Consider the following 13,993-nt stretch of genomic DNA (forward strand, 5'->3'; position numbering starts at 1 on the left):
GGAAGCAGAATTAGTGTCCGGAGAATTTGTGTTTGGCTGGCACGCGGTTGAGGCTGTCCTCAAACGCGAGCCTGAACGGCTGCAGCAGGTCTGGATCCAGACCGGCCGGCAGGATAAGCGAGTCAAGAGTATTACCGATACCCTGGATAGCCTGGGTGTGCGCTGGAAGGTTGTGCATCGCAGGGAGCTCGACGAGCGGGTGTCCGGCGTTCACCAGGGTATTGTCGCGGCCGTAAGTGAAAGCCGGGAATGGACCGAAGACGATCTGCTGGCGCAGTTGGCCGGCAGTGACAAGCCGCCTTTCCTGCTTGTGCTTGACGGTGTGACCGATCCCCATAATCTTGGCGCCTGTATGCGCACCGCTGATGCTGTGGGTGTTCAGGCGGTCATTGTTCCCAAGGACAAGTCCGCTTCGCTGACTCCGGTTGCCCGCAAGGTTGCCTGTGGTGCTGCCGAGACGGTGCCCTTTGTGCGGGTCACCAATCTCGCCCGCTTTCTGCGCAGTTTGCAGGATCAGGGTGTTTGGCTGATCGGTACTGCCGGTGAGGCAAAGGCAACGCTATATCAGGCCGATTTCAAAGGCCCGGTGGCGCTGGTGATGGGGGCCGAAGGCAAGGGGATGCGCCGACTGACCCGTGAGCACTGTGACCAGCTGATCAATATCCCGATGCTCGGCCATGTCGACAGCCTTAACGTGTCGGTGGCTACGGGTGTTTGCCTATACGAAGCCCTGCGTCAACGGCTTGGTTAACCCTTGCACACAAGGGCTTCCCCGCCTAGAATACGTGACCCCTTTTTTAAGGGGTGGTTTTGTATTGTCTGAATACCGGCAATCCGAAGCCAAGCTTTTGATCAAGCCTTTCTTGTAAAGCCTTATTGATAAAGCAAAAAGAAACCGGCAGCAGAATGCTGTCAACTCCTTGCTTTCATGTTTGTCGGTCGCGGGTTCAGATCCGTGCCGGGAAAAAGGAAGCTGTTTAAACCGTAGGGAGAACTCATGCGTCACTACGAAATCGTTTTTATGGTACATCCGGATCAGAGCGAGCAGGTGCCCGCGATGATCGAGCGTTATACCGGCGTCATCACTGAAGATGGCGGCAAGGTACATCGCCTGGAAGATTGGGGCCGTCGTCACCTGGCATACCCGATCAACAAGATTCACAAGGCTCACTACGTACTGATGAACGTTGAATGTTCACAGGCCGCAATGGACGAGCTGACTCACAACTTCCGTTTCAACGATGCAATCATCCGCGACATGATCCTGCGCCGCGATGGTGCGGATACAGAACTGTCCCCGATGAAAGCTTCCGAGTCCCGTGAAGACCGTCGTGGCGGCGATGATCGCCCGCGTCGTTCAGCCGAATCTGACGAGCCACGTCAGCGTGCTGAAACCCAGGACGAAGAAGAGTAATTAACCGGAGTTGAGGAGTTAAGTTATGGCTCGTTTTTTCAGACGTCGTAAGTTCTGCCGCTTCACGGCAGAGGGTGTAAAGGAGATCGATTACAAAGATCTGGACACCCTGAAAGGCTACATCACTGAAACCGGCAAAATCGTGCCCAGCCGCATCACCGGCACCAAAGCACGTTATCAGCGTCAGCTGGCTACCGCTATCAAGCGTGCCCGCTACCTGGCACTGCTGCCGTACTCGGACAGCCACGATAACTAAGTAACAGAAACACAGGACTTGGGACCATGCGTGCACTTGCACAGTATGTAATGCGCGGTCCCCTCCAGGCCGGTGGGGTAGCAGCAGTAACAACTGCCGTACCCTTGTTGTTCTGGATTGGCGCAGCCGTTGTTGGCCTGGTCATTCTCAGGCTTGGCATCAGTCAGGGGCTCAATATCGGGCTCTGGGCATTACTTCCGGCGCTTGGCTGGAGCATTTTCGGGCAGGACCCGACCGCTCTGGCCGTGTTGCTCCAGGTGATGCTTATGGCGTCATTGATCAGGACAACGCTGTCCTGGGAAAAAGCTCTGCTTGCGGGAAGTTTTCTCGCAATCGTCACGGGCCTGATGTTGCCTGTGGTGTACCCGGGGCTGCTGGATGATCTGGTCCAGGCCGGGGTGAGTTTTTACCAACAGTACAATGCCGAAATTGCGAAGAGTCTCGGCGATGACCTCGATAAGGTTATCCGGGACACGATGAACGCGAGCATGGCAGGCACCTACCTGGCAACGGGTGTGGGCATGACCATGCTGGCGCGGGCCTGGCAGGCGGGGCTTTATAACCCCGGTGGATTCCGCAAGGAATTCCATGGCCTGAGGCTATCTCCGCCTATTGCGGTGTTGTGCGCGGTGACCATGGTAGTCGGTCCGTTCCTCGGGCTGAATTCCATGCTGCTGGCCTGGGCCGCGGGAACGCCGCTGTTCCTGGCCAGCCTGGCGCTGGTGCACGGCGTTGTTGGTTTGAAACAGCTCAGTGGGAACTGGTTGGCGATGTTCTACGTAGCGCTGATCCTTCTGGGCCCAAGCCTGATGATTCTGTTAGTGGTTCTGGCTTTTGTGGATAGCTGGCTGGATATCCGGAGGCGCATAAGTCCTGCCGGGCCGGCTGAATAAAGCACGAAGAGGTTAACGAGATGGAAGTTATTCTGCTCGAGAAAGTTGCAAACCTTGGCTCCCTGGGTGACAAGGTAAAGGTCAAGGCCGGTTACGGTCGTAATTTCCTGCTTCCTTATGGCAAGGCTGTACCTGCCACCGAAGCAAATCTGAAGGCGTTCGAAGAGCGTCGTGCCGAGCTTGAGAAAGCGGCTGCTGAGAAGCTGTCTGCTGCCCAGGCCCGCGCCGAGGCCCTCGAGGGTGCTGCTTTCACCATCAGCTCCAAGGCCGGTGAAGAAGGCAAACTGTTCGGCTCTATCGGTGTGCGCGACATTGCTGACGCGATCACTGCCGGTGGTACCGAAGTCGAGAAGAGCGAAGTTCGTCTGCCGGAAGGCCCGATCCGGGTGACTGGCGAGTACGAGATCGAGCTTCAGCTGCACTCCGACGTTGAAGTTACGGTCAAGCTGGCGGTCGTTGCCGAGTAAGCTGTTTTCCCTGAAAACGGTGTCGGGGTTTCCCCGGCTCTGGTAATACGCTGGTGGCTCTCGCTTCCTCTTTATGAGGTCCAGCGCTGGCCAACCTGACAGGCCCGAACCGCATCTCGCGGCTTTCGGGCCTGTTGCTTTCTGGTATGCTGTTAAGTCCCTGTAACCCTCTCCCATTGCCGCGGCAGGTCGCTTAAACTGTCGTGGTTGTGATGTCCAACTGAAGATGTGTTCATGGCCAAGCCCAATCTGAAGCCCGCGAGTACCGATCTCGAAACCAGTCGTATCAAGGTGCCTCCCCACTCTGTGGAAGCAGAGCAGGCGGTATTGGGCGGCCTGATGCTGGATAACCGCCGGTTCGACGAGATCTCGGAAGTGATTTCGGCCGCCGATTTCTATCGGCAGGACCACCGCCTGATTTTTGGCGCCGTGGAGCGTCTTGCCAGTGAGAGCGAGCCACTGGATGTTGTTACCCTGGCGGAATTCCTGGAGCGCGCCGGCGATATTGAGGATGCCGGTGGCTTGTCTTATCTGGCGGAATTGGCTGAGAAAACTCCGGGCGCAGCAAACATCCGTGCCTACGCGGATATTGTCCGTGAGCGGTCCATTCTGCGACAGCTGGTAGAGGTGTCCGGCAAGATTTCCGATTCGGCCTTCAACCCGCTCGGCAGGAACAGTAATGAAATTCTCGACGAGGCCGAGCGGAGCGTATTCCAGATTGCTGAAGCGAGGGTCAAGGAAGGTTCCGGTCCACAGGCCATAAACCCGATTCTGGCCAAGACCCTGAGCCGGATCGAGGAATTGTTTGAGTCTGGCGAGCAGACCACCGGTCTGACGACGGGCTTCAAGGATCTGGACGAACAGACCTCGGGCATGCAGCCCTCGGATCTGATCATTGTGGCAGGTCGTCCCTCCATGGGTAAGACGACGTTTGCCATGAATATCGTGGAGAATGCCCTGATCAGCACCGGAACGCCGGTGCTGGTGTTCAGTATGGAAATGCCGGCGGATGCCCTTGCCATGCGGATGCTCTCGTCGCTCGGGCGCATTGATCAGACCAAGGTCCGTGGCGGTAAGTTGGAAGAGGACGACTGGCCCCGGCTGACGTCGGCGGTGAGTCTGCTCAAGGACAAACCTCTTTATATCGACGATACGCCGGGTCTGAGTCCCACGGAAATGCGCTCCCGGGCCCGACGCATTGCCCGGGAAAACGACGGCAAGATTGGTTTGATCATGGTCGACTACCTGCAGTTGATGCGGGTACCCGGCAACACCGAAGGCCGGACGGCCGAGATTTCGGAAATCTCGCGGTCCCTGAAGGGTATTGCCAAAGAGCTTAGCTGCCCGGTTGTGGCGCTGTCCCAGCTCAACCGGAGTCTTGAGCAGCGGCCCAACAAGCGCCCGGTTAACTCGGATCTTCGGGAATCGGGCGCCATTGAGCAGGACGCCGACGTCATCATGTTTGTGTACCGGGATGAGGTGTATAACGAAGACACGCCGGACAAGGGCATTGCCGAGATCATCATTGGCAAGCAGCGGAACGGCCCAATCGGCACTATCCGCCTGGCCTTTATCGGCAAGTACACAAAATTCGAGGACCTGGCCCACGGCGATTACAGCGACTATGGCGGGGAGTATTGATGCCCCGCAGCACTGTTGCCCGGATTGATCTCGACGCCCTTCGCAGGAACTATCAGACAGCCCTGAATCGGGCCGGCGGGGCGCAGGTGATGGCCGTGGTCAAGGCCGACGGCTATGGCCACGGCATAGGGCCGGTGGCCTCGGCCTTGGACAGCCTGGCCCCGAAGTTTGCGGTGGCGTGTATCGAAGAGGCGGCGGCCATACGGGAAGCGGGCCTGGCACAGCCGGTAGTCCTGCTGCAGGGAGTGCACGCCGAAGCGGATATTGATGAGTGCGCCCGGAACAGGTTTGAGCCGGTTTTCCACAGTTTCCAGCAACTGTCGTGGCTGGAGCGCCTTGAAGCACGACCGGCGTTCTGGCTGAAAGTGAACAGCGGCATGAACCGTCTGGGTTTTCATCCGGATGAGCTGGGCAAGGTAATGGGCCGGCTGCAGGCCATAAGTGCGGAGAAGGGACTGTTGGGCTTTGTGACCCACTTCGCCTGTGCCGACGATCCGGATAGTGCCATGACGGCGCAGCAGACATCGGTATTTGAGAAGGCTACCTCTGCGTTTCCCAAGCTGATGAAGAGCGTTGCCAATTCGGCCGCCCATTTTCACCCTGACCAGCCGATGTTTGACTGGAGCCGACCGGGCATCATGCTGTATGGCGGTTCGCCAATGGTTGGCAAAACCGGCCCGGAGCTTGGTCTGGAACCGGTAATGTCGCTGGAGGCACCGTTGATCAGCACCCGAATGGTGCCAGCGGGTGAGTCTGTTGGGTATGGAGCCGGCTGGGTCGCCGATCGGGATACCCGGATGGGCATGGTGGCCATTGGTTATGGCGATGGGTACCCCCGGCATGCGGGCACCAACACACCGGCGGCCATCAATGGACAGCGGATCCGGCTCATCGGTCGGGTATCCATGGATATGCTGGCGGTTGATCTCACCAATGCACCGGATTCGAAGGAGGGCGACACTGTCGAACTCTGGGGGCGCACAGTTGGGGTTGATGAGGTGGCGACCTGTGCTGGCACCATCTCCTACGAGTTGATGACCGGCATCACCGGGCGGGTGCCGCGGCAATACCGGTAGTATCGCGGGGCGCTCTGTCAGCCCTGTTCCGGTTCGTGGATGATTTCCTCGATGAAGTCGAGGATGGCAGCGAGGCTGCGGTCGTCCAGCTTTTTGAGCACCTTGTGTACGACCATCTTGCTGCCCTTGAGCATGCTGCTGATGCCCATTTTGGCCATGCCCATCATCATGTTGCTGGCATGGAGGCGGCGAAGCGGCTCCAGGAAAAAGAAGTCCAGACCTTCTTCGGTCATGTCCACAATCAGGTTGAAGAGCTTGTCGATGGCCTCCTTGTCGGCCTTGCCCCGCTCGCGCAGTTCGCCGACGGTGTATAGGGCCCGGGTTCGCAACTCGTCGGGGATCGGCGCCACAATGTGGCTCTGTTGTTTCAGCATGACAGTTCCTGTTGTTGTATGCTCTTGAAAGAAATGGCAAAGCATTAAGTTCAGACTGCATCAGTGTAGGCGCCGGAATCCAGAAGCCATTGGCCAGACCGGTTCCGAAATACCGTCACATAAGTGATACCAGGAGGCATTGAATCCTCGTGCATGTACTTGTTGTTCACGATTACGGCCCTTTGGGGAAGGTGCTGCTGGAGCGTTTGCGGGCTACGCACCTGCACGTCAGCCCATTGCTTGTCAGTGACCCCTCCAATGCCGACCTTGATGCATTGGAGAACTGGATTCCCGAGGATACCGATCTGATTGTTAACGCACTCTGGATGGCCGATCCCGAGGTCGCCGAGAAAGACCCAGAGGGCGTCCACATGGCTGCGTTTTCGCTACCCCTGGCCATGGCGGAGTTTGCCCGTGATCGCGGTATGGCGCTGCTACAGCTTTCCTCCTGTTACGTATTCGATGGCCGTAAGCAGAGTGGATATATCACCTCTAACCCCGGGCAGCCGGTGAACGAATTGGGGAACTGGCAATGGGAGTGCGAGCAGGCTTTGCGCACCCTGCTGCCGAGACACATTATCCTGCGAACCGGCTGGAGCCTGGCGCGATTTATACGAAAGGTTCAGGCCAGCACTGCTGCCGGTGAGGTGCTGTCATTGCCTGGGCGGTGCCGCGGTCAGCCTGTTGCGGTTCGGGATCTGGCCCGGGTGATCGAGGCGGTGGTTCTTCAGCTTGATTGCGGGGCCGAGGTGTGGGGCACCTATCAGTACGCCGGCGCCGAGGAAATCAATCTCTACGAGCTCGGCCTGGCAATCGCCGGCCTTCCAGGGATCCCGGAAGGTATTCGGGTCGTGGATGAGGTGCCTGAGTGGGGGCATCTTGAACCGGTGAATACCACGCTGATCTGCACCAAGATCCGAAACACCTTCGGGATCAAGCAGATGCCATGGCGCTCGGGCCTGGTGGATGAACTGGCCATGTTGAAAAAGAATAACGGAAGGGAAGTGGAGAGTGAGCCCGCCGGTTCATGAAACCGACGGACACGAAGCAGCTTCTCAGTTATTGCACTGGCGAGAAAATTCCCGGCTGACCATCTGCAGGCCTTCGATATCCAATAGTTCGACTTCCCGGCCCCTGGCCTTGATGAGCCCCTGATTCTGGAAACGCGTGAAGACCCGGCTCACGGTTTCGACAGCCAGCCCCAGGAAGTTGGCGATGTCGTTACGTGCCATGGGCAGGCTGAAGTTGGTCGGAGACATGCGCCGGCGCTGGAAGCGGCTGGACAGCGATAACAGCAATGCGGCAATGCGCTCTTCGGCGGTATTCTTGCTCAGCAGCATGGCCAACTGGTGACTGTTCTGGATTTCCTGGCTCATCAGGTGATACATGTGATGCTGCAGTTCCGGCAGCTTGCCAGTGAGCTCCTCCAGTTTGTCGATCGGAAACTCGCAGATGCTGGTCCGCTCCAGAGCCTTGGCGGTGCACGCATAGTTCTCGCTGCCAATGCTGTCCAGACCCACCAGTTCACCGGGCATGAAAAAGCCGGTTACCTGTTCTTCGCCACTCTCGGTAATAATCGACGTCTTGATGGAACCACTTTTCACCGCAAAGCACGCGCGGTAGGGCGTGCTCTGGTCAAAGATATGTTCGCCGCGGTTGAAGATTCGCCCCTGCTGGACTATGTCTTCCAGCCGGTCAAGGTCGTTCTCTTCAACTGCCAGGGGAAGGCAAAGATTGCTCAGGCTGCACTGGTGGCAAGAGGCCTTGAGGGGAGAAGCCTGACGAAACGGAATTGCTTGAGCCATACGTGATGATCCGTCCGATTTGATCCATATCAACTATGTACCTTAATACGGATAGCGGTCTTTGCCAATAATCAAGCTTAATGATCTGAGAATATAATTGTTAAAAATAAGGGCCCGAAGGCCCTCGTACCACTCATGCTTACAGTTTTTCAAATACCAGAGAGGCGTTAGTCCCACCAAAGCCGAAACTGTTGGACATCACGGTGTTCAGTGCGCCTTCGCGACTTTTCGGGCCAACTAACGGCATGTCGCTGATTTTCTCGTCCGGATCGCTGAGGTTTCTGGTGCCTGCAATGAAGCCATTCTGCAGCATCAGGAGCGAGTAGATCGCCTCCTGCACACCTGCCGCACCAAGGGAGTGGCCGGTCAGTGATTTGGTAGATGAAATGGCGGGGATGTCGGAACCAAAGGTTGAACGCACCGCGCCCATCTCGGCAACATCGCCAACCGGGGTGCTGGTGCCGTGCGCGTTGATGTAGTCGATCTTGCCACGGATCGTGGCCATCGCCTGTTTCATGCAGCGCTGGGCGCCTTCGCCCGAGGGAGCGACCATGTCGTAGCCGTCTGAGGTGGCGCCATAGCCGGTGAGTTCGGCAATGATGTTGGCACCGCGTTTCTTCGCATGCTCAAGCTCCTCCAGCACCATCATGCCGCCACCACCGGCGATCACGAAACCGTCCCGGCCGGCGTCGAAGGGGCGCGAGGCTGTCTCGGGGGCGTCGTTGTACTTGGTGGAGAGCGCGCCCATGGCATCGAACATCATGGTCAGGCTCCAGTCCTCTTCTTCTCCGCCGCCGGCGAACACGATGTCCTGCTTGCCCGCCTGGATCTGCTCCATGGCATGGCCGATGCAGTGGGCACTCGTGGCGCAGGCCGAAGACATGGAGTAGTTCACGCCGCGGATTTTGTATGCTGTGGCCAGACAGGCGGAAACCGTGCTGGTCATGATGCGGGGCACCATATACGGCCCGATGCGCTTCACGCCTCTCTCACGCATGATGTCGGTGGCTTCAACCTGGCTGGAACAGGACGCGCCGCCGGAGCCCGCGATCAGGCCGGTGCGGTCATTGGAAATCAGCTCTTCGGTCAGCCCTGCCTGGGCAATGGCCTGCTCCATGGACAGGAAACTGTACATGGCCGACGGGCCCATGAACCGGCGGATCTTGCGGTCGATAACGGATGTGTCGACATCCACCGAGCCTGCAATCTGGCTGCGAAAGCCCATTTCCTTATAGGTTTCGTTGAAACGGATGCCGGACTTTCCATTTTTAAGGCTGTCCCTGACTTCATCCAGTGAATTGCCAATGCAGGACACAATGCCCATACCGGTGACGACGACGCGTCTCATAAGTTCCTCCTTACCGACCGGCCGATGCGGCCGACCTTGCGATCAATAACGTTATTTAACAGTCTAGGCGCTTTGGCCCGGATACGATATTTGACCTTGGTAAGGGGAGAAGGCCGGATAAAGCTCCACAGAGTGTTCAGCGCTTGCCGCTTCGACCCTTTCTGGCGCCCTTCTTTGCGCCGCTGGCCTCCTCGCGAGCGGCTTTCTCAGCCGCGGCTGCCTCGGCTTCCCGGGCTTCGCGTTCGACCATCTCAGGGGTTTCCAGCGAGATGCGTCCCAGAGTTCCGGCCCGGAATTCGTTGAGCAACACCTCCGATACTTTGTGCAGATCCGGGATGCCACCGCGACCGAAGAATCTCCGCTTCTCGGCAATTCCGTCCATCAGCGCCAGGGCATCTTTCGGTAGTTCCTCGAAGCCGTAGCGGGCTTTGACCAGCTCTGGATAGGCTTCCAGAAGGTACTCGGCCTCGAACATGGCCACATCCTCAAAGTCCAGCACCGCGCTGCGAATCGCCCCGGTTACCGCCAGACGATAACCACAGGCTTCGGGAGACAGTTTCGGCCAGAGGAAGCCGGGCGTGTCGTAGAGCAGAATGTTGTTGGGCAGTTTGATGGCCTGTTGCGCCCTGGTTACGGCTGGCTCGTTCCCGGTCTTGGCCGCAGGGCGCCCTGCCAGGGTATTGATCAGGGTGGATTTACCGACATTGGGAATGCCCAGAATCATCACCCGCAGTGCACTCTTCTGGCGATCATGATCGGGCGTCATCTCCTCCGCCAGTTTGAGGATAGCCAGCGCTTCATTGCGTTGGTTGTGGGTAAGCGTAATGGCGCGGACGCCACGCTCTTTTTCGAGCCAGGCTAACCACTGCTCAGTGATTTCTGGATCTGCCAGATCGCGTTTGTTCAATACCTTGATCAGCGGGGTATCACCGCGCAGGGCAGGTACCAGCGGGTTTTCGCTACTGAAAGGAATGCGCGCATCAACCACTTCGATGATGAGGTCCATCTGTGGCATGACTTTTTTGATCTCCTTGCGGGCCTTGTGCATGTGCCCTGGAAACCAGTTGATGGCCATCGTATCTGCTCCGGATTGGTTTGAACGGCGCCATTATGAAGGGGAATGACCAAACTTTCACATTTGTTTGAATCCCCGTGTGTGGCGGCTTTTGGCGCGGAAGACTGAGAAGTATGTACAAAAAGAGGGCTGATCGGGGTGAAAAACCGTATCCGTATGTTTTAGGGTGTAGTCCCTGAACGATGAAACCAATGTATGTCGGTGGTATTTCAATTGTGGCCACCTTGTTTATGGAGAGAGTTATGAAGCTTGCAAAATTGTTTGGTACTGCCCTGGTTGCCCTGAGCCTTTCGGTCCCGGCCGTGGCCCAGCAGTCCGGCGGCCAACCTGATCAGGTTGACCAGCTGGCCCAGATGGTAGGGCTGACCGAAGAGCAGCAGACCGAAATCCGCGCCATCATCGACGAGATGCAGGGCGAAATCGGGGAGCTCCGCCAGGAAGCCCGCGCGCTGCAGCAGCAGATGCAGGGTGAGATCAAATCAGACTTTGACGAGGCCGCGATTCGCGAGCAGGCCAAAGAGCTTGGGGAAGTGACCGGCGAGATTGCGGCTCTGTCCACTCTGATGCAGGCGAAGGTAGACAGCGTGTTTACACAGGAGCAGCGCGACGAGCTGGATAAGCGTATGCAGCAGATGCAACAGCAAATGCAGCAGCGTCGTCAGATGCAACAGCAGATGCAGCAGGGGCAAGGTCAGGGTATGCAGTGATCCTGACTTCCCTCTGACTTTGTTGGAGAAGGGCCGCATCCTCGGGTGTGGCCCTTTTTTGGTTTGTAGCCTGCTGGTTTTGGGAGAGGAACAGGGGTGTGGCGCCCTCCCAAAAACCGCTACGAGCACATCCATGTGCGCTTGGCTGTGGCCATCCATGGCCACAGACATTTTTGGGAGGGCGCCACACCCCAGTTCTTTGAGCTACTCAGTAATCGCCCACCGATCAACAGATTGGGTGGAAGGTTCGGCGCTCAGTATCTTCCTATAACTCTGATTTCTGAAGCTTGGCGGGTGTAGGCCTTTGCCAGAATGTCGGCGGCCAAGGATGGCCGACGTCAAGCGCACATGGATGTGCTCGTAGCGGTTCTGGCAAAGGCCTACACCCGCCGAGCCTCCCCCAAACCTTGAAGGCTAGGAGCCCAAGCCCGAAGAAGCCTCACCTGAGCCAAAGGGTTTGACCAGAATAATAAGCCGGGGAAGCAGCGTTAGAGCCCCCACCAGAGCCATGAACATGGCGAACCCGGTGAACAACCCGAAGTAGATGGTCGGGATGAAGTTGGACAGCACCAGTATCGAGAAGCCGGAGATGATGGTCAGCGAGGTGAAGAACATGGCCTGGCCGATGCTTCGGTGGCAGCGGTGCATGGTGGCGATGTAGTCGCCGTCTTTCTGGAACTCGGTTTTGAACCGATGAATATAGTGGATGGTGTCATCCACGGCGATGCCCACGGTGATGGCGGCCACGGTGATGGTCATCATATCCAGGGGGATGCCCAGCCAGCCCATCAGGCCGAGTACGGAGCCTGCGGCGATCAGGTTGGGGGCGATGCCGATCAGGGCCAGCTTCAGCGAGCGGAACAGGATCAGGAACATCGCCATGATGGCGGCGAAGACCACGCCGATGGTTTTGATCTGGGAATCGAACAGGCTTTGCAGCATGTTGTTGTACATCACGGTCATGCCGGCAAAGAGCACCTGGTCTTTCGAGTAGCCCAGTTCCGTTGTCAGATGTTCATGGATGCGGTTCAACAGCTCCTGTCGACGCAGTTCCGGCATGGTCTCCAGTATCCGGATGCTGAATCTCGCCTGGTCGTGCTCCTCGGAGATATAGGGCGTCAGCAGGGTGTCCTGCAGGTCGTCCGGTACGGCTGCCGGTACGAACGCCAGTTCCAGGGCGTCCAGGGGCTCGCCCTGGTTGATCCTGGCGAGGATATCCAGAGTGGTGTTGATCGACAGCACCTTCCCGGTTTCCGGTAGCCCGTCCAGGTACTCGTGAACGGCATCCAGTTCTTCCATTTTCTGGTAGGTGTACCAGGTATCCCGGTATTCCTCGCCGGCGCCACAGTCCTCCACAAACGGATCACAGTCGCTGGCAAACGGGTCGCCGGTGCCGGCGCCTTCCGGTGGCGGGTCGTCGGTGATGACCACGTCCAGGGGCGTGGTGCCGCCCAGGCGGTTGTCGATGGTGATCATGCCCTGATGGATTTCGGTGGAGGATTTGAAGTAGTCGATGAAGCTGTTTTCCACCGTGAGCTTGCTCAGGCCGACCACGCAGAGCACCGCAATCACGCCGGAGCCGACCAGTACCGTTTTGCCGAAGTGCTCTGTGAACCGGGCAAAGGCATCGGTGAAGGGAATCCGGTCGGAGGTTACCCGGCTATCCAGTGGTGGCGGCAGCAGAGTCAGCAGGGCCGGGAAGATGATGAAGGTAATGAGGAAGGCCACTGCAAGGCCCAGTGTCATCATCCAGCCGAAATCGATGACCGGGCGAATACCGCTGAAGGTGAGGGAGCCGAAGGCGACAATGGTGGTGATGGCCATGTAGAAGCAGGGCTTGATCATCGCCATCACGGTATTGCGCAGGGTGTCTCTGGGGCTGGCCTCGGGCTCGTCGTGCTGGAATTCCCGGTAGCGCACGATCAGGTGGATGGTGAGCGACAGGGTCATGATCAGCAGCAGGGAAATGAAATTGGAGGAGATGACCGTCACCGGCCATTGGGCCCAGCCCAGAAAGCCGATCATCAGCCAGACCGTAAAACCACAACACAGCAGCGGCACCAGCACCCAGGGCCACTGCCGGAAGATAATGGCCAGGGTGAGCAGCAGAAACGCGAGCACGCCGAGCCCGAAGGTCGACAGGTCGTTTTCGATGAAGCGGATCATGTCCGCCACAATCATGGGCACGCCGCCCAGATGTATTTCGGCGCTATCCCGGTAGTTGTCGAGGATAGAGCGAACGGTGCGGATGGTGGCATCGCGCTCCACACCGAGGGTTTCGGTAAAGTCGATGAACTCCTGTTTTACCTGCTCCAGTTCTGCCAGCTCGGCTTCGGAGGCTTCGCCAGCGTCGGCCTTTTCTCGCAGATCGTTGCGCTTTCTCAGTAGCTCAAAATATCGATCCGGCGTGGGCAGGTTGACCTGTATTGCGGTTGTGCGTCCGTCTTCACTGATCAGCAGGTTGGGGTAGAGCGGGTTGTTTAGCAGCGCCTGGCGGGCTGTGTCCGGTGCCACATCGTGTTCGTCCAGGGTCTTGATCTCGCTGTCTACGGTATCCAGCGTCAGATCCGGGCTGTGGAGCAGGGGTACGTTCAGGATGCTATTGGTGGAGCCTACGGCTTCCAGACTTAGCAGCTCATCTCGCAACGCGCCCAGCCGGGCGAGGCCCTCCTCCGAGAACAGTTCACCCTCGGGGGTATAGGTGACGATCAGGAAATCATCCGAGGTGGTGAAGCGGCGGTTTACCTGGCGGTATTGTTCCAGGGAGCGGTCGTTTTCGAGCACCAGCGATTCGGCAGAGGCATCCAGGCGGAATTCGCCGAATTTGATGGCGGCGAGCGCCAGCAAAACAGCAAAGGCCGAAAGGATGATAAACGGGTGCGGAAAAATCAGGCGATCATACAGGGCGCGAAGACGATTCATGAACAACTACTCTGC

General features: G+C 57.9%; 14 protein-coding genes. 9 read left to right on the forward strand and 5 right to left on the reverse strand.

Translation table 11 applies throughout. The features are described 5' to 3' along the window. Nucleotides 1-13: 13 nt before the first annotated feature. The 7 genes from rlmB (at nt 14) to alr (ending at nt 5,747) form a co-directional block, all read left to right on the forward strand. Nucleotides 14-751, forward strand: a complete 738-nt coding sequence (gene rlmB / locus NUW46_RS04725) for a 23S rRNA (guanosine(2251)-2'-O)-methyltransferase RlmB (RefSeq protein WP_412537169.1) — start codon at nt 14-16, stop codon at nt 749-751. Nucleotides 752-997: 246 nt separating this feature from the next. Next, nucleotides 998-1,414 (forward strand): 30S ribosomal protein S6, encoded by a 417-nt coding sequence (gene rpsF, locus NUW46_RS04730; RefSeq protein ID WP_069184037.1) that lies wholly within the window; start codon nt 998-1,000, stop codon nt 1,412-1,414. 25 nt (nt 1,415-1,439) lie between these two features. Further along, a complete protein-coding gene (gene rpsR / locus NUW46_RS04735; protein ID WP_007154918.1) occupies nt 1,440-1,670 on the forward strand; it encodes a 30S ribosomal protein S18 in 231 nt (76 codons plus the stop codon). Nucleotides 1,671-1,696: 26 nt separating this feature from the next. Next, nucleotides 1,697-2,563 (forward strand): hypothetical protein, encoded by an 867-nt coding sequence (locus NUW46_RS04740; protein WP_069184038.1) that lies wholly within the window; start codon nt 1,697-1,699, stop codon nt 2,561-2,563. A gap of 20 nt (nt 2,564-2,583) precedes the next feature. Continuing rightward, the gene (rplI, locus tag NUW46_RS04745; protein ID WP_064227062.1) at nt 2,584-3,030 is read left to right on the forward strand and encodes a 50S ribosomal protein L9; all 447 of its coding nucleotides are present in this window, start codon (nt 2,584-2,586) and stop codon (nt 3,028-3,030) included. 234 nt (nt 3,031-3,264) lie between these two features. After that, entirely contained in the window at nt 3,265-4,671 is a 1,407-nt protein-coding gene (dnaB, locus tag NUW46_RS04750; protein WP_041644976.1) for a replicative DNA helicase, read from the forward strand. After that, nucleotides 4,671-5,747, forward strand: coding sequence for an alanine racemase (gene alr / locus NUW46_RS04755; protein WP_418141493.1), 1,077 nt, complete (start codon nt 4,671-4,673; stop codon nt 5,745-5,747). The genes dnaB and alr overlap by 1 nt, the downstream gene beginning before the upstream one ends. Nucleotides 5,748-5,764: 17 nt before the next feature. Here the strand turns inward: alr and NUW46_RS04760 are convergent, their stop codons facing one another. Next, nucleotides 5,765-6,121 (reverse strand): hypothetical protein, encoded by a 357-nt coding sequence (locus NUW46_RS04760; protein ID WP_008176372.1) that lies wholly within the window; start codon nt 6,119-6,121, stop codon nt 5,765-5,767. A gap of 149 nt (nt 6,122-6,270) precedes the next feature. Here NUW46_RS04760 and NUW46_RS04765 point away from each other — a divergent pair, with 149 nt between their 5' ends. After that, nucleotides 6,271-7,152, forward strand: coding sequence for an SDR family oxidoreductase (locus NUW46_RS04765; RefSeq protein WP_069184040.1), 882 nt, complete (start codon nt 6,271-6,273; stop codon nt 7,150-7,152). Nucleotides 7,153-7,176: 24 nt separating this feature from the next. Here NUW46_RS04765 and fnr read toward each other — a convergent pair whose 3' ends face one another. From fnr to ylqF, 3 genes are all read right to left on the reverse strand, one after another. After that, nucleotides 7,177-7,926, reverse strand: coding sequence for a fumarate/nitrate reduction transcriptional regulator Fnr (gene fnr / locus NUW46_RS04770; protein WP_153634566.1), 750 nt, complete (start codon nt 7,924-7,926; stop codon nt 7,177-7,179). Nucleotides 7,927-8,065: 139 nt separating this feature from the next. Further along, nucleotides 8,066-9,274 (reverse strand): beta-ketoacyl-ACP synthase I, encoded by a 1,209-nt coding sequence (gene fabB, locus NUW46_RS04775; RefSeq protein WP_209398845.1) that lies wholly within the window; start codon nt 9,272-9,274, stop codon nt 8,066-8,068. A 136-nt stretch (nt 9,275-9,410) separates the two neighbouring features. Continuing rightward, on the reverse strand, nt 9,411-10,349 hold the full coding sequence (ylqF, locus tag NUW46_RS04780) for a ribosome biogenesis GTPase YlqF (protein ID WP_209398844.1): 939 nt from the start codon (nt 10,347-10,349) through the stop codon (nt 9,411-9,413). Between the two features lie 242 nt (nt 10,350-10,591). Between ylqF and NUW46_RS04785 the strand changes: the two genes are divergently transcribed. Then, nucleotides 10,592-11,056: a Spy/CpxP family protein refolding chaperone gene (locus tag NUW46_RS04785; protein WP_227514549.1), complete on the forward strand. Its 465-nt coding sequence runs from the start codon at nt 10,592-10,594 to the stop codon at nt 11,054-11,056. Nucleotides 11,057-11,470: 414 nt separating this feature from the next. On the opposite strand, the gene NUW46_RS04790 is transcribed toward NUW46_RS04785, so the two are convergent. Further along, on the reverse strand, nt 11,471-13,978 hold the full coding sequence (locus NUW46_RS04790; RefSeq protein WP_418141494.1) for an efflux RND transporter permease subunit: 2,508 nt from the start codon (nt 13,976-13,978) through the stop codon (nt 11,471-11,473). Nucleotides 13,979-13,993: the final 15 nt, after the last annotated feature.

Source organism: Marinobacter sp. MA (assembly GCF_048298425.1).
GTDB classification, from domain to species: Bacteria; Pseudomonadota; Gammaproteobacteria; order Pseudomonadales; family Oleiphilaceae; genus Marinobacter; species Marinobacter salsuginis.